Source organism: Streptomyces sp. NPDC003248 (genome assembly GCF_055563235.1).
This window is the reverse complement of sequence record NZ_JBVHDT010000004.1, coordinates 215361-232355: the sequence shown is the minus strand read 5'-3', so window position 1 is coordinate 232355 and position 16995 is coordinate 215361. Positions and strand designations below refer to the sequence as shown.

Sequence of the window (16995 nt, the reverse complement as noted above, 5' to 3'; positions counted from 1 at the left end):
GGGGCTACCGCCACACGACGCTTTTGGGGGGCTTTGACCTATGGACCCGACGCACCGGGGAGCCGAGGAGTACGGCCACGACGGAGGCACCTCCCCGTCGAACGCATTCGATGCATTCGAGACCGCGTTCGAGACCGGGGGAGTCCCCGCTTCCCGCCCGCGGCCCGCCAGGGACCCGCTGGCGCCCGACCTCGGCCAGCACGCCCCGGCCCTCGCCCGCACCGCACGCATCGTCTCGGGGGACCACCTCCTCACGGTCAACCCCGTCGACGGCAGCGAGATCGAGCTGTGCCCGCCCACCGAGCGGCGCCGGCGGCCCGCCCGGCGCACCCCCGAGGCGCGCGCCGAGGCCGACCGCGCGGCCAGGCCCCCCGTGCCGGCCGGCCCCGCCCAGACCCCGCAGCCGCTCCTGGGCCGCCAGGACGAGCGCGAGGAACTGGTCCGGCTGCTCGCCCGCGGCCGCTCCGTCCGCCTCACCGGCCCCGCCGGCTCCGGCCGCACCAGCCTGCTCGACCTCGTCGCCGAGGACTGCGCGGACCTCGCCCCCGACGGCGTCGTCCGCCTCAACGGCCACCGCCGCACCGCCCACGACCTGCTGCACGAGCTCTTCCACGGCGTGTACGACGCCCCCCACCACCGCCCGGAGGACGACGAACTGCGCGCCCTCGTCGGCGAGATCGGGGCCGTCGTCCTGATCGACGACCTGGAGTTCGGCGGCGCCGCCCTCGACGAACTGCTGGACGCCACCCCCGAGTGCGCCTTCCTGTTCGCCACGGCCCCCGACACCCCCGCACCCTCCGCCGACTCCGCCGTCGAGGAGGTCGCCCTCAGCGGCCTGGGCCGTGCGGGGGGCGTCGAGGTGATCGAGCGTGCCGTCGGCCGCGTCCTCACCGAGGAGGAGGCCAACTGGGCCGGCGACCTCTGGTTCGAGTCCGAGGGCCTGCCGCTGAGGTTCGTCCAGGCCGGGGCCCTGCTGCTCCAGCGGGACACGCTGCGCGCCACCGCCGGCGCCGTCGACGAGTTCGGCGTCTTCGAGGACGCCCGCCCGCTCGCCGACCCCGTGGACCCCGACGCCGGCCGGGCCGAGGAGATACCCCTGCCCTCGCTGGGCGAGGCCGCCGCGCCCGCCCCGCTGCTCGCCGCGCGCCTGAGTTCCTCCGCCCGCGCCACCCTGCGCTTCGCCGTCGCCCTCGGCGGGGAGGTCCCGCACCAGGCCCACCTGCCCGCACTGGTCGGTGACACCCACGCCGACGCGGCCCTCGGCGAACTCGTCGCCTGCGGCCTCGTCTCCCCGGTCGGCACCCGCTACCGGCTCGCCGCCGGCGTCCAGGCCCAGTTGGAGGCCGCCGGATACGACGACGACGTCGCCGACCGCGCCCACACCGCCGCCCGGCACTACGCATGGTGGGCCGGACACCCCTCGGTCACGCCCGAGCGGGTCTGCGCGGAGGCCGACGCCATCCTGGCCGCCCTCCTCGTCACCGTCCCCGCCACCGAGCCGCCCGGCGAGGACGAGGAGGCCACCGCCGTCCAGCTGGCCCGCGCCGCGGCGCCCGCGTTCGCCGCCGGGCTGCACTGGGGCGCCTGGGAACAGGCCCTGCACGAGGGCGCCGAGGCCGCGCGCCTGGCCGGACAGCCCGCCGACCGCGCCTACTTCCACCACGAACTGGGCGTCCTCGCGCTGTGCGCCGGACAGCTCGACCGGGCCCGCTCCGAGCTGGAGGCCTCCCTCGGCCTGCGCGGCGCCCTCACCGACAAGCGGGGCACCGTCGCCGGCCGCCGCGCCCTGGCCCTGGTCTCCGACCGTTCCGGCGACATCCCCGGCCTGCTGGCGCCGGTGGTCGCCGAGGAGGAGCCCGGTGTGCGCCGCGAGGAGCCGGCGTCCCCGCCCCTCGGCTTCCCCACCGTGCTCCCGTCGTCTCCGCCCACCGGCCCCACCCTGGTCTCCGCCCAGCCGTCCGCCCAGCCGCCCGCCCGGACGCCGGCCCCCGCCCGTCGCGGCCGGGGCGGCCTGCGCGGCCTCGCCCGGCGCAACCTCGTGGCGGCCGGCGCGGGCGCCCTGCTCGTCGCCGTGCTCGGCACGGTCGTCACGCTGGGCGCGACCTCCAGCAACGACGCCACCGACCCCTCCGACCGCGTCGGCGTCAACCCCTCCGCCGACACCGGCACGGGCGACGGCGGCCTCGGCGAGGACGCCCCGGGCGAGGACACCGGCACCGGTTCCGGCGACACCGGGGAGGCGGCCGACGGGCCCGTGGACCCGGGGCCGGACGGAACGCCGGGAACCGCGGACGACCCGACGCCGACGGGATCGGCGGAGCCGGCGCCGGGGGCGAGCGGCTCGCAGGACGAGCAGGACCCGGACGACGGCGGATCGTCGCCGACGCCGAGCAGGTCCACGTCGTCGAGCCCCGAGTCCACCCCGTCGTCGTCCGCGTCGTCGTCGACACGGCCCTCCGCATCGCCGAGCACGCCGACGGAACCCGACCCGGAGGAGTCGCCGTCGGATCCGTCCGACACGCCGAGCACCCCGGCCACGGAGAGCAACACGGTCTCCTCCGCCCCCGTGAGCCCGTCCGGCGTGCTCCAGAGCAGCGCCGGGGGCACCCCGGCCGGGGACTCCTCGGCGTCGGTCATCTGACCCCTGCGGACGCACCGAGGGCCGGGTCCGTCACACCGGACCCGGCCCTCGTCGTCGTACGGCCGTACCGTCGCCGCTCGTCGCTCAGAACAGCCGCAGCTTGTCGTCCTCGATACCGCGCAGGGCGTCGTAGTCCAGCACCTGGCAGCCGATGCCGCGGTCGGTGGCCAGGACGCGGGCCTGGGGCTTGATCTCCTGGGCGGCGAAGACGCCGCGCACCGGCGCCAGCAGGGGGTCGCGGTTGAGCAGGTCCAGGTAGCGGGTGAGCTGTTCCACACCGTCGATCTCGCCGCGCCGCTTGATCTCGACCGCGACGGTCCGGCCCTCGGCGTCCCGGCAGAGGATGTCGACCGGGCCGATGGCGGTCATGTACTCGCGGCGGATGAGGGTGTAGCCCTCGCCGAGCGTCTCGATGCGGTCGGCGAGCAGTTCCTGGAGGTGCGCTTCCACGCCGTCCTTGATCAGGCCGGGATCGACACCGAGTTCGTGCGACGAGTCGTGGAGGATCTCCTCCATGGTGATGATCAGCTTCTCGCCCGCCTTGTTGACGACGGTCCAGACGCCTTCCTCGTCGCCGGTGCCCTCCTTCAGCGTGCAGGGCGGCGACATCCAGTTCAGGGGCTTGTAGGCCCGGTCGTCCGCGTGGATGGAGACGCTGCCGTCCGCCTTCACCAGGATGAGACGGGGGGCGGAGGGGAGGTGGGCGGTGAGCCGGCCCGCGTAGTCCACGGAGCACCGGGCGATGACGAGACGCATGGTCGGCAACGCTACTCGAAGCCCCCCGGGCCACGCGATTCGCCCATCCCGCCGCCCGCCGCCACCACCTGCCACCGTGGTCCCGCGGGCCGCACCTTTTCACCTGGAAAACGTGAGTTCCAGGCTGGCCGATACTGCGCCCAACCATCGCTCCCTAGTTGCTCATTCTCCTGGTGCGGTCACGGTCGGTTGCCTACGGTAGAGAACGGGAGGGTCGCGGTGCGTGTACTCAGCGTGCTCGATGGTGGCTGCATGGCGGACTCCCTTTCCCTGTCCGGCAACCCCTGCGCGCTTCGGGGGTGCGAGAGGAGAACCCATGTCGCTCGACGTCTCACCGGCCCTACTCGAACAGGCCGAGCGAGGCGAGGTCGACGAAGCAGAATTCGTCGACTGCGTCCGGACCTCCCTGCCCTACGCATGGGAGATGATCAGCTCCCTGGTGGCCCAGCTGAAGGTGGACGGCGGTCAGTTCGCCGACAACCAGACGCCCCCGCCGGACGAGCAGGCACGTGGGCAGTTGCTGCGCGCGCTGGCGAGTGACGCGATTCGCGGCGCGCTGCAGCGGCACTTCGGCGTGCGGCTGGCCTTCCAGAACTGCCACCGGGTGGCGGTGTTCCCGGTGGACTCCTCGGTGGACGGGTCGCTGGCCCGTTTCACCTCGGTCCGCAGCCAGGTGCTCAACCAGTCCCCGGAGTTCCGGGACTGCTGAGGCCGCGTGTGCCCCGCTTGCCGCTCCCCGTGGGGGAGGTGCGTCACCGGAGCGGCAAGCTTCCCGGCCGGAAGGGCCGTTCACCGCAGGTGGGGGAGGACCTCCGCGCCCAGCCGCCGTACGTTCTCCTCGGTGGCCGCCAGGTCGCCGGAGCCCTCCACCAGCAGCACGAAGCGCGAGATGCCGGTGCGCTCACCGGTCGCCGCGAGGCGGTCGGCGCACAGCCGCGGGGTGCCCACCGGGTGGAGCCCGCAGAGCAGTTCGGTGTACGCCACCGGGTCCCGCATGCCGCGGGCGCGGCCGTCGACCGTCACATGGGCGTCGAGGCCCTGCTTCATCCAGCCCGGCATCGCCTTCACCAGCGTCTCGACGGCGTCGGTGCGCCGGTCCGCGATCTGGCAGACGCCCGCCGAGACGTGGCCCGCGGCCCGGATCTCGTCCGCCGGCCGTCCGGCCGCGCGCGCGTGCTGCCGCCACAGGGCGACCATCTCGGCCTTCTCCTCGTCCCCGATGTGCATCCCGAGCAGCATCGGCAGTCCGCGCTCGGCGGCCAGCCGCACACTGGCGGGTGAGGTGCAGGCGACGACCACCTCCGGGCCCGCCGCGTCCGTCAGCGCCTCCGACGGCCTTGGGACGACGGGCACTTCACGGAAGCGGTACCGCTCGCCGTCGGCCCCGACGGACGGTTCGCGCAGCCAGCGCACCAGCAGATCGAGTGATTCCGGGAACCCCTTCTCGTACGCCGCCAGGCCCGAGCCGAACACCTCCAGGTCGACCCAGGGGCCGCCGCGTCCCACGCCCAGCGTGAAGCGGCCGCCGCTGGTCAGGTGGAGCAGCGCGGTCTGTTCGCCGAGGGCGACGGGGTGGACGGTGGGCAGCACGCTGACCGCGGTGCCGACCCGGATGCGCCGGGTGCGGCCCAGCAGCAGGGCGGCCAGGGTGACGGCGGACGGGCACGTGCCGTACGGCACGAAGTGGTGCTCGGCCAGCCAGACCGAGTCCAGGCCCGCCTCCTCGGCGACCTCGGCGGAGCGGACCGCGCGGTGCAGCGCCTCCCCGTGGCCCTGTCCCGGGAACTGGGCCGCCAACACGAAACTTCCAACACGCATGGGACTTTCCTGCTTCCTTGGCTCCGACACGGAGCTCCCCCGCCCGGCATAACCGTCTGACACGTGCCGAGGACACGGTGTGGCGGGGAGATTTGCGGATTGTCTGCAGAATCGGGCATTCCGGAGGGAGACTTGTGGGGGTTGGTGCCCTACGGGTACCCCCACGGCCTCCGCGTAGGCTGGACGCGAACCCTGCTTCCTGTATAGCCCCGTGAGGTGTCCCGTGTCCCCGCGTCGCAACCGACCGAAGGGTGACGGCTCGTCCGGCCGGAGCGCCGAGGACGACCGGTCGAGCCGCTACGGCGGCTGGCAGTCCAGCGTGGACTGGCAGGGCGAGGAGTGGAGCGTACGGCATGTGGCCGGGGCGAGCGCGCAGGGCAAGTCGTACCGCTGCCCCGGCTGTGACCAGATGATCCCCGACGGGGTGCCGCACGTCGTCGCCTGGCCGGAGCACGCGGGCGTGGACGACCGCCGCCACTGGCACAAGGCCTGCTGGAACGCGCGGGACCGCCGCACCCCCGGGGTGCAGCGGTCCCGTAACGGTCCGAGGTTCTGACGACCTCCCCGGCGGTGCCTACACGTCCCGCTTCTGCAACAGCGCGAAGGCGCCGGCGAACACGACGGCGGTGACGCCGAGCGCGATCCACAGCGGATCCCAGCCGGACGGGCCGGACTCGGTCAGCGAGGAGGAGTAGAAGACGCTGAGCTGGTTGGGGATCGAGTACTCGAACAGCGCCTCGCGCAGGTCGACCAGGGACTCCGAGAACATGAACAGCGCGATCACCAGCGGGGCGAGCACGAGGCCGATCATGAGGGTGATGGCGCCCGCCGAGTGCCGGATGACCGAGCCGGCGGCCAGCGAGAGCAGTCCGAGCAGGGCGATGTAGAGGGACACCCCGAACGTGGCCTTCAGCCACTCGCCGCCCGACGGCTCACGGGCCTCGGGGAGCAGGGCCACGTCCACCATCGCGACGAGGACCGTCGACACCAGCGTCACCACGAACGCGACCAGGAAGAAGACGACCGCCTTCGCCGCGAGCACCCGGCCGCGGGACGGGCAGGCCACCATCGTGGTCCGGATCATGCCGGTGCCGTAGTCCGAGGCGGTGGTCAGCACGCCGAGCGTGATGATGCACATGCTGCCCAGGAGCAGTCCGAAGAAGCCGAGCGACAGCGCGTTCTCGCCGGACAGGTCGCCGTCACTGGTGTTGGCGGAGACGATGAGGGCGGTCAGCAGACCGATGCCGACGACGAGCAGCACGAACACACCCAGCGTCCACATCGTGGAACGCACCGACCGGATCTTGGTCCACTCGGAGGCGACGGCGTGCCCGAGGTGGGCGCGCACGACCGGGATCGGCGAGGTGTAGGAGGGGTACGCGGACCCGGGCGCCGCCTGCCAGGCGGGCGCGGCCTGCGGGGTCGGGGGCTGCGGCGTGCTCATCGGGCGTCCTCGGTCGTGGTCGGGGCGGGGGCGGCGGGCCGCGCCTGCTCCGGCGGCGCGGCGGCGGGGGCCGGAGCGGCCGCGGGGGCCGCAGGGGGCGCGGGGGCCACAGGAGCCGCGGGGGCCACAGGAGCCGTGGTGGCCGCAGGGGCCGCGGGAGCGCCCGGTGCCGCCGGAGGACGGTCCTGCGGTGCCGCGGCCGGTGCGGGGGCCGGAGCGGCGGGCTGCGCCGGTGCTGGTGCCTGTGCCGAGGCGGGTGCCTGCGGCGGTGCGGGTGCCTGCGGCGGTACGGGTGCCTGGGGCGGCTGTGCGTACGGGTTGGCTCCCGCCGGACCCACGGCTCCCGCGTGCCCTGCCGGGCCGCCCGGAGCCCCCGGACCGCCGGGCATGCCCGGCATGCCGTACGGCGCCGGAGCGGGCCCCTGGGCGGGCTGCGGCGGCGCCCAGCCCTGCTGCGGGGGCGGCGGGGCGTACCAGCCCGGCTGGCCCTGGCCCGGCACCGGCACGGGCGGCAGCGCCCCCGGCGGCAGGGGCTGCTGGAGGCCGGCCTTCTGGTCGATGGTCGAGCGGTAGTCGACGGCCCCCTGCGTCATCCGCATGTACGCCTCCTCCAGGGAGGCCTGGTGCGGCGACAGCTCCCACAGCCGTACGCCGGCGTCGTGGGCGAGGTCGCTGATGCGGGGCAGCGGCAGACCGGTGACGCGCAGGGCGCCGTCCTGCTCCGGCAGCACATGGCCGCCCGCCTCGGTGAGCGCGGCGGCCAGCTTCTCGCGCAGCTGCGGCTCGGCGAGCGGGGTGCGGACGCGCGCGAAGTCGGCGGAGTTGGCCGAGATGAAGTCCCTCACGCTCATGTCGGCGAGGAGCTGGCCGCGGCCGATGACGATCAGGTGGTCGGCGGTCAGCGCCATCTCGCTCATCAGGTGCGAGGAGACGAACACGGTCCGCCCCTCCGCCGCGAGGGACTTCATCAGGTTGCGCACCCACAGGATGCCCTCGGGGTCGAGGCCGTTGACCGGCTCGTCGAAGAGCAGCACCTGGGGGTCGCCGAGGAGCGCGGCGGCGATGCCCAGCCGCTGCCCCATGCCGAGCGAGAAGCCCTTGGAGCGCTTCCTCGACACGTCCTGGAGGCCGACCACGCCCAGCACCTCGTCCACCCGCCGGGCCGGGATGCCCGAGAGCTGGGCCAGGCAGAGCAGGTGGTTGCGGGCGCTGCGCCCGCCGTGCACGGCCTTGGCGTCCAGCAGCGCGCCGACCTGGCGGGGGGCGTTCGGCAGCTTGCGGTAGGGGTAGCCGCCGATCGTCACCGTCCCCGAGGTCGGGTTGTCAAGACCGAGGATCATCCGCATCGTCGTCGACTTGCCCGAGCCGTTCGGCCCGAGGAAGCCCGTGACGGTTCCGGGTCGCACCTGGAAGGAAAGGTTGTACACAGCGGTCTTGTCGCCGTAGCGCTTGGTCAGGCCGACTGCTTCGATCATGCTCCGCACCCATCGACAGGTTCAGGACAGCGGGGCGCACGCCCCCCGTAAGGGTTAGGAGCTTAGCGAGGCGCTGACGGTTCCGCTCAAGGGCAAGCAAAGACCAAAGCTTCACGCATCGCGTCTGCGGAGCAGCAGGTACCCGCCCGCCAGAGCCGCCACCGTCCACACCGCCATGATCGCCAGTCCGCCCCAGGGGCCGTACGGCGTGTCGTCGCCGGCCGGGGTGACCACCTGCATGACCTTGCTGCCGGCCTGGTCGGGCAGGTACCGGCCCACCTTCTCCGTCGCCTCGACGTTGCCGAGGACGGTGGAGATCAGGAAGAAGAACGGCATCAGGATGCCCAGCGAGAGCATCGGCGAGCGCAGCATCGCGGCCACGCCCATCGAGAACACCGCGATGAGCGTCATGTAGAGGCCGCCGCCGATCACCGCCCGCAGCACGCCCTGGTCGCCGATCGACGCCCGGTGCTCGCCGAGCATGGCCTGCCCCAGGAAGAACGCGGCGAAGCTCGTGGCCGTCCCGACGGCGAGGGCGAGCCCCGCGGCCACCGCGATCTTGCTGAACAGGAAGGTGCCGCGCTGCGGCACGGCCGCCAGCGAGGTGCGGATCATGCCGGTGCTGTACTCGTTCGACACGACCAGCACCCCGAACACGATCATCGCGAGCTGGCCGAGGCTCATACCCGCGAAGCTGATGAACGTCGGGTCGAAGGAGCCCCGGGCGCCGCGGCCCATGCCGTCGAACTCGCTCCTCGACAGCGCGGAGATCAGCATGCCGAGGGCGATCGTGACCACCACGGCGAGGGAGAGCGTCCAGACGGTGGACGCGACCGAGCGGATCTTCGTCCACTCCGAACGGATGACCTGGGTCGCCGCCATGCTCAGCCCTTCCTCCAGCCGTCGCCCCACGCCCGCGCGGGAGCCCGGCCGGTGTGCGCGTGGTACTCGACCGACCCCGCGGTCAGCCGCATGAACGCCTCCTCCAGGGAGGCCTGCTGGGGACTCAGCTCGTGCAGCACGAGCTGGTGCCGGGCCGCCAGCTCCCCGATGACCTCGGCCTTGCCGCCGTCGACCTCCAGGGAGCCGTCGCCGTTCTCCACGACGGTGATCCCGGCGCTGTGCAGCACGTCGAGCAGCCGCTCCCGCTGCGGGGTGCGGATCCGGACGTAGGCCCGTGAGTTGCGGGCGATGAAGTCGGCCATGGAGGTGTCGGCGAGCAGCCGCCCCTGGCCGATGACGACGAGGTGGTCGGCGGTCAGCGCCATCTCGCTCATCAGGTGACTGGACACGAACACGGTCCGCCCCTGCGCCGCCAGTGATTTCATCAGATTGCGGATCCAGTGGATGCCCTCGGGGTCGAGACCGTTGACCGGTTCGTCGAACATCAGGATCCGCGGATCACCGAGGAGCGCGGCGGCGATCCCCAGCCGCTGCCCCATGCCCAGCGAGAACCCCTTGGCCTTCTTCCTCGCCACGGCCGTCAGCCCCACCGTGTCCAGCACCTCGTGCACCCGCCGCCGGGGGATGCCGTTGCTCTGCGCCAGGCACAGCAGGTGGTGGTAGGCGCTGCGGCCCGGGTGCACGCCCTTGGCCTCCAGCAGGGCCCCGATGTACGTCAGCGGGTCCTTCAGCCGGTCGTAGTGCGTGCCGTCGATCCGGACGTCCCCGGCGGTGGGCCGGTCCAGCCCGAGGATCATCCGCATGGTGGTGGACTTGCCGGCGCCGTTGGGACCGAGGAAGCCCGTGACGATGCCCGGTCCGACGGTGAAGGTCAGGTGGTCGACCGCCACCTTCTCGCCGTACCGCTTGGTCAGCCCGTCGAGCTCGATCATGCGGTCACGCTATGACCCGGAAAGGGCGGATGCCACCCCGGCGTGACGAACGGAGGGCGACGCCGCGGCGACGGTCCGGGCACGGGGGACGGGACGGATGCCGCCTCCTCGCGTCCGCTGACGCCCTCCGCCCCGCCGCGTTATGCTCCAGCGGCCTTGATCACGGGGAGCGGCGCCGGGGGGTGCCGGAGAACTCAACACCCATGGGGGGAAGCATGGTTGCGGACAGCGGACCGCTCACGGGCGGGCGGCTGGCGCGGGCCGGACTGGCGGTCGTCGCGGCGGGCGCGGCGGCCGGGCTCGCGGTGGAGTTCCACCTGCTGGGCTGGACGTCCGTCCCGGGCAACGGATGCGGCGGCCGGTACAGCCCCTGCCCGGACGGCACCACGCCCACCCTCGTGCTGGCGTTCGTCCTCACCTTCGCCGGCTACATGGCGCTCCTGCTCACCATCGGGAAGCTCACCGACCGCCGCCCCGGCAAGGTCCTGCCCGCCGTACTGGCCACGACGGGCGTCCTGCTCGTGCTCTGGCCCGGCTGGCAGGCGTACCTCTGGATGCGCGGACCGGTCCTCGACATCGTCTGGAAGGCCGGGCACGACCGGCCCTCGACCGTTCTGGGCGAGGGGGTGTGGGTCGTCGGCACGGACGACCCGGCCGTGGTCCGGGTGCGCACCGACGCCCTGGTCGCCTACGACGCGCACGACGGCGGCCGCCGCTGGGCGCTGAAGGCCCCGACCCGCACCACGGTGTGCGGGATGAGCGACACCGTCGTCGACGGCATCGGCCTGGTCGCCTTCGGCCGCGACGGCAAGCCCTGCGACACGCTGTGGGGCGTCGACCCGTCCACCGGCCGCACGGTGTGGAAGCGCACCGTCGCCGAGGCGGTCCCGTACGCCGGCGACAACGGCGGTCTCCTCGCGGCCGACGCAGGTGTGGCCGTCGCGCTGAGCCAGAAGGCCGTCCAGGGGTACGGGCTCACCGACGGAGAACCGCGCTGGACCGCCGAACCGACCGGGAAGGACGGCGACGAGAGCTGTGCGCCCGACGTCGTCTCCGCGGCCGGCGGCACCACCCGGGTCGTGGTCACGTGCACGCGGGACGGGGCGACCGACGCCAAGCTGCTCGTCCTGGACAGCGCCACCGGCAAGCAGCGCGACAGCCGGCCGCTGCCCGTGGAGAGCCCGCTCGACACCGCGACGGTGGTCTCCGCCGAGCCGTTCACCCTCCTGCTGGAGGAGAGCGACGAACGCGGGGTCGCGGCCGTGCTGTCCTACCCCGAGGACGGCGCCGACCCGGTGGAGATCCCGCTCACCGCCGACGAGGAGGACCTCGTCGTCGCCCCGGGGACCGGCGGAGAATTCGATGCGCGGCCGACACTGTGGGCCGCGGTCGAAGGGGACGTCCTCGTCGTCGCGGCCAGGAAGCCGGGCGCGAACTACCCCGCGCGGGTCTCCGGCTACTCGCTGCGCGACGGACGGCGCGTGTGGCACACGGACCTCGGGAGCGGCAACGACATCGCGGCGCTGGCCCCGGAGGGCTCCGACCGGGGCAGGGTGGCCGTGCTCGGGGACAGCGGCCGTCTGTTCACGCTCGACGCGGCCGACGGGAGCCGGGTCGGCGAGGACGACGGCATCGGCGTACGCGGACTCGACTTCAGCACCGTCTACGGCAGACAACTGGTGCGCGCGGGCGACACCTGGGTGCTGGTCAACGCCAACGGCGGCGGCTACCCGCCCGCCCTCGGCATCCGGTAGCCCATGCGAAAGGGGCGGCGGGCCCGAGCCCACCGCCCCTCACGCACCGGTGACTACCGGGTCTGCTGGGCCGGAACCCCGCGGGAGATCGGCTCGTCGTCGGTCGACGTGCCGGCGGCGGCCACCGCGGCGCCGGTCAGCGTGGCGAGCATCTCGCGGACGTTCGTCAGCTGGGCGTTGATCGAGTCGCGGCGGTTGGTGAGGGCCGCGAGCTCGCGCTCGGATTCCGAACGGATCCGGTCGGCCTTGGCGTTGGCGTCGGCCACGATGTCCTCGGCCTGGCGCTGCGCCGTCTCGACGGTCTGGCGGGCGCGGCGCTCGGCGTCGGTGCGCAGCTTCTCCGCCTCCAGGCGCAGCTGCTCCGCGCGGTGCTCGATCTCCGCGAGCCGCTTCTCCGCCTTCTGCTGACGGGACGCCAGGTCGCGCTCGGACTGCTCGCGGCGCTTGGCGAGGTTCGTCTCGAAGTCGGCGGCGGCCTGCGCGGCCTTGGCGCGGGTCTCCTCGAAGAGGGCGTCGGCCTCCTCCCGCTTGGACTGCGCGTCCTTCTGGGCCTCGGAACGCAGCTGCGAGGCGTCGCTCTTGGCCTTCTCGACGATCCGGACGCCCTCGTCCTCCGCCTTGGCCTTGCGCTCCGCGGCGAACGACTCCGCGTCGCTGCGGACCTGCGCGGCCGCCGACTCGGCGAGTTCGCGGTGCTGCTCGGCCGCGCGTCGGGCCTCCTCACGCAGATCCGCGGCCTCCTCCTCCGCCAGACGGAGGATCTTCTCGACACGCGCGCCGAGACCGGCGTACGACGGCTCGGCGTCGCTGACGGCCGCCTGGGCGTTCTGCGTCTCGAGGTGGAGTTCCTCGATGCGCTTTTCCAGAGCGGTGATGCGGGCAAGAGCGCTGTCACGGTCGGAGACGAGCTTGGAGATCCGTTCGTCCACCTGAGCGCGGTCGTACCCACGCCGCACAAGCTCGAAGCCGTAGGGGGAAGTGTCGCTCATGGGGTTCCTGTCGAATGAGACCGGTGAGGTGATAGGTGGAATCCTAGGGGCCGAAGCGCTGTGTCATCGAGCGGATACGTGTTTGATCTGAGGAATGACACCCCTTTTGGGGGGCCACCCCCAGGACGGCTCGCTACAAACCTGCTCAAACACCTCAGATTTCAACGGAATTCTCACATTCCGCTAGCTATCTGACGACTTGCCACCCGAACGGGGGGCTCCGACCGTCGCGCCCGCCTTGACGCCACCGTCCTTGCCCGACGAGGGCGCCTCGAACGACTCGAGCGCCTCCAGCACGTCCTGGACCCGCGAGATCTCCGCGTTGATGTCCTCGCGCCGGCGGACCAGCACCTCCAGCTCGCGCTTGCCCTCCTCGACCGTGCGCCGGGCCTCGCGGATCGCCTCGGCCTTGAGCTCCTCGGCCTCCTTGACCAGCGTGGCCTTCTTCTGCTCGGCCTCCTTGAGCAGCCCCTCGGCCTTCTTCACCGCGGCGATGCGGACCTTGCCCGCCTCCGAGTTCGCCTCCGACACCAGCTCCTTGGCCTTGGCCTGAGCCTTGGCCAGCTGCTCCTCGGCGGCCTTGATGAGCGCGTCGCAGCGGTCGCCGGTCGACTTCATCGTCTCGGCGGCCTCGCGGCGGGCCCGCTCGTGCAGCTCCTCGATCTCGGAGGTGATGCGGTCGCGCAGCTCCTCGGCCCGCTCCCTTATGGCGGTCGCGTCCCGGCGGGCGCCGACGAGCAGCTCGTCCGCGTCCGTACGGGCCTTCTCCACCCGCGCGTTGCCCTCGACCGTCGCCTCCGAGACGAGCCGCGCGGCCTCCTGGCGGGCCGCGCCGACCATCGTGTCGGCCTGCGCCTCCGCCTCCGCGGTGGTCTTCAGCGCCTGCTGCTGCGCCTCGGTGAGCAGCTTGTCCGCCTCGGCGGCGGTCTCCGTGATGAGCGTGTCGACCTGCTCGGCCGCCTCCGAACGCCGCTTGTTGGCCTCCTGTCGGGCCTCGTCCAGCGTCCGGTCGGCCTCGTCGCGCGCCACGCTCATCATCCGGTCGGCCTCCGCGGCCGCCTCCGCCTTGACGCGCTCGGACTCGACCCGGACCCGCTCGGCGTGCTGGCGCGCGGACCCGACCGTCGCGGCGGCCTCGGCACGCAGCCGCTCCGCCTCGTCGGTGGCGTCCCCGACCAGCTTCTCCGCCCGGGCGACCGACTCGGTGCGCAGCCGCTCGGCCTCGTCCACCGCCTCGGTGCGCACCCGGTCGGCCTCCGCGGCCGTCTCGGTCGTCAGGCGCTCGGCCTCGGCGATGGTCTCCGTCTGGAGGCGCTCCGCCTCCGAACGCGCCTCCGTGATGAGGGCGTCCGCCTGCGTCGCCGCGTCCGAACGGATGCGGTTGGCGTCCTCGCGGGCGTCGGCCCGGGTGCGGGCCGCGGCCTGGTCGGCCTCCGCGAGGGCGTCCGACGCCTCCGTACGCACCCGCTGGGCGTGCGCGGAGGCCTCCGAGCGCAGCCGCTCCGCCTCCGCGATCGCCTCGCCGACGGTCCGCTCGGCCAGCGCCCGCGCCGCCTCCGACTCCTCGCTCGCCTCGCGCCGGACCCGGCCCGCGTCCTCGGCGGCCCGCTCCCGCTCGGCGTAGGCGTCGCCGCGGACCCGGTCCGCCTCCTCCTCGGCCTCCCGCCGCGTACGGTCCGCCGCGTGCTCGGCGGCACTGCGCAGCCCGGCGATCTCCTCCTGGGCCTGCTCGTGCAGCCCGGCCACGGAGTCCCGCACCTGCTGGGCGTGGAGTTCCGCCGCCGCGACCATCTCGCCGGCGCGCCGGTCGGCCTCCTCCACCAGGCGTACGGCCTCGGCCTGCGCGTCCTCCACGCGCTTGCGCGCCGACGCCAGCAGCTCCTCGCTCTGCTCGCGGGCCCGCTCACGCTCCTGGCCGGCCTCCTGGCGGGCCGCGCCGAGGAGTTCCTCGGCCTCGCGGCGGCGCCGGGCGGCCTCCTCCTGGGCGGCGGCCAGCGTCTCGGACGCCTCGGCCGCCAGCCGCTCGGCGGCGGCCTGCGCCTCCGCGCGCACCCGGTCCGCGGTGTCCTGCGCCTCCGACTTCAGCCGCTCCGCCTCGGCCGCGGCCTCCGACCGCAGCCGTACGGCGACGGCCTCGCCCTCGGCCCGCGAGGCGGACGCGTCGGCGGCGGCCTCGGTGCGCAGCCGGTCGGCCTCCTCGGCCGCCTGCCGCTGGAGCGCCCGGATCCGCTCCGCGGCCTCCGACCGCAGCCGCTCGCTCTCCTCGGCGGCCTCGCGACGGATCCGCGCGGCCTCCTCCCGGGCGTCGTCCAGCGCCTGCTCGGCGGCGGCGAGCCGCTGCTCGGCCTCCGACTGGAGCCGGGCCAGCTCCTCGGCGGCCTCGGCCTGCCGGGCCCGAACGGCCCGTTCGGTCTCCTCGCGCAGTTCGCGCGCGGCCCGCTCGGCGTCCGCGGTGAGGGCCTCGGCCCGCTCGGCGGCCTCCTCGCGGAGCCGGTCGGCCTCCTGGCGGGTGCGCTGGAGGGTCTCCTCGGCCTGCCGGCGCAGCGTCGTCGCCCGCTCGATGGCCTCGGTGCGGACCTTCTCGCTGTCCGTGGTGGCCTTCTGGCGCAGCTCGTCCGCGTCGGCCTTCGCCTTGGACAGCAGCTCCTCGGCGGTCTTGGCCGCCTCCTCGATCTGCTGGACGGCCTCCTTGCGGGCCTCCGCGCGGATCTTCTCGCCCTCGGCGACCGCGTCGGCGCGCAGCTGCTCGGCCTCGCCGCGCAGCCGGCGGGCCTCCTCCTGGAGCTCGACCGTCTTGGCGCGGTACTCCTTGGTGTCGTCCTTCGCCGCGCCCTTGAGCTGCTCGGCGATGTCGTGCGCCTCGGCCCGCAGCCGGTCCGCCTCGGCCTCGGCCTCCCGGCGGATGCGCTCGGCCTCCTCGGCGGCGGCCTTGGTGGTGCGCTGCGCGTCCTCCTGCGCCTTGTTGAGGACGTCCTCGGCGGTCTTGGCCGCCTTGGACAGCTGGGTCGCGCTCTCCTCGGCCGTGATCGTGCGGGCCTTCTCGGCCGCCTCGGCGAGGAGCTTCTCCGCCTCGGCGCGGGCGTCGGCGACGATCTGCTCGGCGTCCGTCCGGGTGGCCTCGGCCTCCTTGGTGGCCTCGCTGACCAGCCGGGCGACCTGCTCCTTCGCCGTACGGGTGCGCTGCTCGTTGGTCGACTCGGCGGTCTGGAGCGCCTTCTCGGCGGCCGCCTTGGCCTCGGCGAGGAGCTTCTCCGCCTCCGTGCGGGCCTCGCGCAGCGCCGTGTCGGCCTCCGCGATGCGCTGCTCGGCGGTCCGGCTCAGCTCCTGGGCCTGCCGGCGGGCCGCGTCCGACTCGGACGCGGTGGACGAACGCAGCTGCTCGGCGTGGTCGGTGGCCTCCTGGGCCTGCGCCGACGCGGCGTTCAGCAGGCGCTCGGCGTCCGCGCGGGCGCGGCGCAGGAGCTGCTCGGCCTCCGCGCGGGCGCCCTCGGCCTCGCTCTGGAGCCGCTGGCGGGCCTCGGCGGTCAGCCGTTCGGCCTCGGCGCGCGCGGCCGCCATCGCCTGCTCGGCCTCGGCGCGCGACTCGTCGAGGAGACGGCGGGCCTGGGACTCGGTGCGGGCGCGCAGCTGTTCGGCCCACGCCACGTTCTCGTTGACGTGCGACTCGACCGTCTGCCGGCGCTCCGCCAGCTCCTGGTCGAGCTGCTGCCGGCGGGCCACCGCCTCCGCGTGCAGCTCCGCCTGGAGCCGGGCCGCCTGCTCGGCGTGCTCCTGGAGGATGCGCTGGGTCTGCGCCCGCGCCTGGCTCAGCTCGCGCTCGGCGTCGGCGCGCAGCTGGTCGGCCTGCACCTGCGCGTTGCGCAGCAACTGTTCGGCCTGATAGCCGAGGTCACCGCCGTCGAAGGCGGGCCGGGACATGATGGTGCGCCGCGCCTCGTGCAACTTGGCGCGCAGCACCTCGACCTGGTAGCCGAGGTCCTCGGCGTGCTGGATCGCCTTTTCCCGCTCAGTCTTCAGCCGTTTCATCTCGGCTTCGAACCGAGTGAGGTGGTCGACGTCAGCCGCCGGCTCCCGCTCCTGGCTCTCGTAGCCCCGCACTGCGCGGTCCCATCCGTCCCCTGGTCGCAAGCTTGTGAACCGAGCTCCGTCCATCCGCCGAACGGGGCCCCCGGGGAATGGTGTCAGATCGACGGCGGAGCACGGGCTGCTGCCCCGACCCTCGCCCCCCGAAACCCGGACCCCGGCTGGTCCTGCCGCCGGGACGGCAGGACAACGGTCGCCCG

At 73.9% G+C, this 16995-nt stretch carries 12 protein-coding genes; 4 read left to right on the top strand and 8 right to left on the bottom strand.

Annotation, left to right across the window (positions count from 1 at the left end; genetic code table 11):
- Positions 1 to 40: 40 nt before the first annotated feature.
- On the top strand, positions 41 to 2641 hold the full coding sequence (locus ACZ3KJ_RS12675; protein ID WP_467526525.1) for a P-loop NTPase family protein: 2601 nt from the start codon (positions 41 to 43) through the stop codon (positions 2639 to 2641).
- A gap of 84 nt (positions 2642 to 2725) precedes the next feature.
- Here ACZ3KJ_RS12675 and nucS read toward each other — a convergent pair whose 3' ends face one another.
- Positions 2726 to 3397: an endonuclease NucS gene (nucS, locus tag ACZ3KJ_RS12670; protein WP_401693327.1), complete on the bottom strand. Its 672-nt coding sequence runs from the start codon at positions 3395 to 3397 to the stop codon at positions 2726 to 2728.
- Between the two features lie 316 nt (positions 3398 to 3713).
- Between nucS and ACZ3KJ_RS12665 the strand changes: the two genes are divergently transcribed.
- A complete protein-coding gene (locus tag ACZ3KJ_RS12665; protein WP_389514244.1) occupies positions 3714 to 4106 on the top strand; it encodes an SCO5389 family protein in 393 nt (130 codons plus the stop codon).
- Positions 4107 to 4186: 80 nt separating this feature from the next.
- Here the strand turns inward: ACZ3KJ_RS12665 and ACZ3KJ_RS12660 are convergent, their stop codons facing one another.
- Positions 4187 to 5215 (bottom strand): LLM class flavin-dependent oxidoreductase, encoded by a 1029-nt coding sequence (locus tag ACZ3KJ_RS12660; protein ID WP_467526524.1) that lies wholly within the window; start codon positions 5213 to 5215, stop codon positions 4187 to 4189.
- 223 nt (positions 5216 to 5438) lie between these two features.
- Between ACZ3KJ_RS12660 and ACZ3KJ_RS12655 the strand changes: the two genes are divergently transcribed.
- Positions 5439 to 5771 carry an ATP/GTP-binding protein gene (locus ACZ3KJ_RS12655; RefSeq protein WP_389514247.1) on the top strand — a complete coding sequence of 111 codons (333 nt, stop codon included), beginning with the start codon at positions 5439 to 5441 and terminating at the stop codon, positions 5769 to 5771.
- A gap of 18 nt (positions 5772 to 5789) precedes the next feature.
- Here the strand turns inward: ACZ3KJ_RS12655 and ACZ3KJ_RS12650 are convergent, their stop codons facing one another.
- From ACZ3KJ_RS12650 to ACZ3KJ_RS12635, 4 genes are all read right to left on the bottom strand, one after another.
- A complete protein-coding gene (locus ACZ3KJ_RS12650; protein WP_467526523.1) occupies positions 5790 to 6659 on the bottom strand; it encodes an ABC transporter permease in 870 nt (289 codons plus the stop codon).
- Positions 6656 to 8134: an ABC transporter ATP-binding protein gene (locus ACZ3KJ_RS12645; protein ID WP_467526522.1), complete on the bottom strand. Its 1479-nt coding sequence runs from the start codon at positions 8132 to 8134 to the stop codon at positions 6656 to 6658. Before ACZ3KJ_RS12645 ends, ACZ3KJ_RS12650 begins: the two co-directional genes overlap by 4 nt.
- A gap of 111 nt (positions 8135 to 8245) precedes the next feature.
- Entirely contained in the window at positions 8246 to 9016 is a 771-nt protein-coding gene (locus ACZ3KJ_RS12640; RefSeq protein ID WP_467526521.1) for an ABC transporter permease, read from the bottom strand.
- Positions 9017 to 9018: 2 nt separating this feature from the next.
- Entirely contained in the window at positions 9019 to 9969 is a 951-nt protein-coding gene (locus tag ACZ3KJ_RS12635; protein WP_467526520.1) for an ABC transporter ATP-binding protein, read from the bottom strand.
- A 215-nt stretch (positions 9970 to 10184) separates the two neighbouring features.
- On the opposite strand from ACZ3KJ_RS12635, the gene ACZ3KJ_RS12630 reads away from it, so the two are divergent.
- Positions 10185 to 11723 (top strand): outer membrane protein assembly factor BamB family protein, encoded by a 1539-nt coding sequence (locus ACZ3KJ_RS12630; protein WP_467526519.1) that lies wholly within the window; start codon positions 10185 to 10187, stop codon positions 11721 to 11723.
- A 53-nt stretch (positions 11724 to 11776) separates the two neighbouring features.
- Here the strand turns inward: ACZ3KJ_RS12630 and ACZ3KJ_RS12625 are convergent, their stop codons facing one another.
- Both ACZ3KJ_RS12625 and scy read right to left on the bottom strand, forming a co-directional pair.
- Positions 11777 to 12712 carry a coiled-coil domain-containing protein gene (locus ACZ3KJ_RS12625; RefSeq protein ID WP_389514256.1) on the bottom strand — a complete coding sequence of 312 codons (936 nt, stop codon included), beginning with the start codon at positions 12710 to 12712 and terminating at the stop codon, positions 11777 to 11779.
- Positions 12713 to 12895: 183 nt separating this feature from the next.
- On the bottom strand, positions 12896 to 16810 hold the full coding sequence (scy, locus tag ACZ3KJ_RS12620) for a polarized growth protein Scy (RefSeq protein WP_467526518.1): 3915 nt from the start codon (positions 16808 to 16810) through the stop codon (positions 12896 to 12898).
- Positions 16811 to 16995 lie beyond the last annotated feature (185 nt).

Excerpts from the sequence above, each read along its gene's own strand:
- ACZ3KJ_RS12675 (WP_467526525.1), top strand. The coding sequence starts at position 41 with ATGGACCCGACGCACCGGGGAGCCGAGGAGTACGGCCACGACGGAGGC.
- nucS (WP_401693327.1), bottom strand. The coding sequence starts at position 3,397 with ATGCGTCTCGTCATCGCCCGGTGCTCCGTGGACTACGCGGGCCGGCTC.
- ACZ3KJ_RS12665 (WP_389514244.1), top strand. The coding sequence starts at position 3,714 with ATGTCGCTCGACGTCTCACCGGCCCTACTCGAACAGGCCGAGCGAGGC.
- ACZ3KJ_RS12660 (WP_467526524.1), bottom strand. The coding sequence starts at position 5,215 with ATGCGTGTTGGAAGTTTCGTGTTGGCGGCCCAGTTCCCGGGACAGGGC.
- ACZ3KJ_RS12650 (WP_467526523.1), bottom strand. The coding sequence starts at position 6,659 with ATGAGCACGCCGCAGCCCCCGACCCCGCAGGCCGCGCCCGCCTGGCAG.
- ACZ3KJ_RS12645 (WP_467526522.1), bottom strand. The coding sequence starts at position 8,134 with ATGATCGAAGCAGTCGGCCTGACCAAGCGCTACGGCGACAAGACCGCT.
- ACZ3KJ_RS12640 (WP_467526521.1), bottom strand. The coding sequence starts at position 9,016 with ATGGCGGCGACCCAGGTCATCCGTTCGGAGTGGACGAAGATCCGCTCG.
- ACZ3KJ_RS12635 (WP_467526520.1), bottom strand. The coding sequence starts at position 9,969 with ATGATCGAGCTCGACGGGCTGACCAAGCGGTACGGCGAGAAGGTGGCG.
- ACZ3KJ_RS12630 (WP_467526519.1), top strand. The coding sequence starts at position 10,185 with ATGGTTGCGGACAGCGGACCGCTCACGGGCGGGCGGCTGGCGCGGGCC.
- ACZ3KJ_RS12625 (WP_389514256.1), bottom strand. The coding sequence starts at position 12,712 with ATGAGCGACACTTCCCCCTACGGCTTCGAGCTTGTGCGGCGTGGGTAC.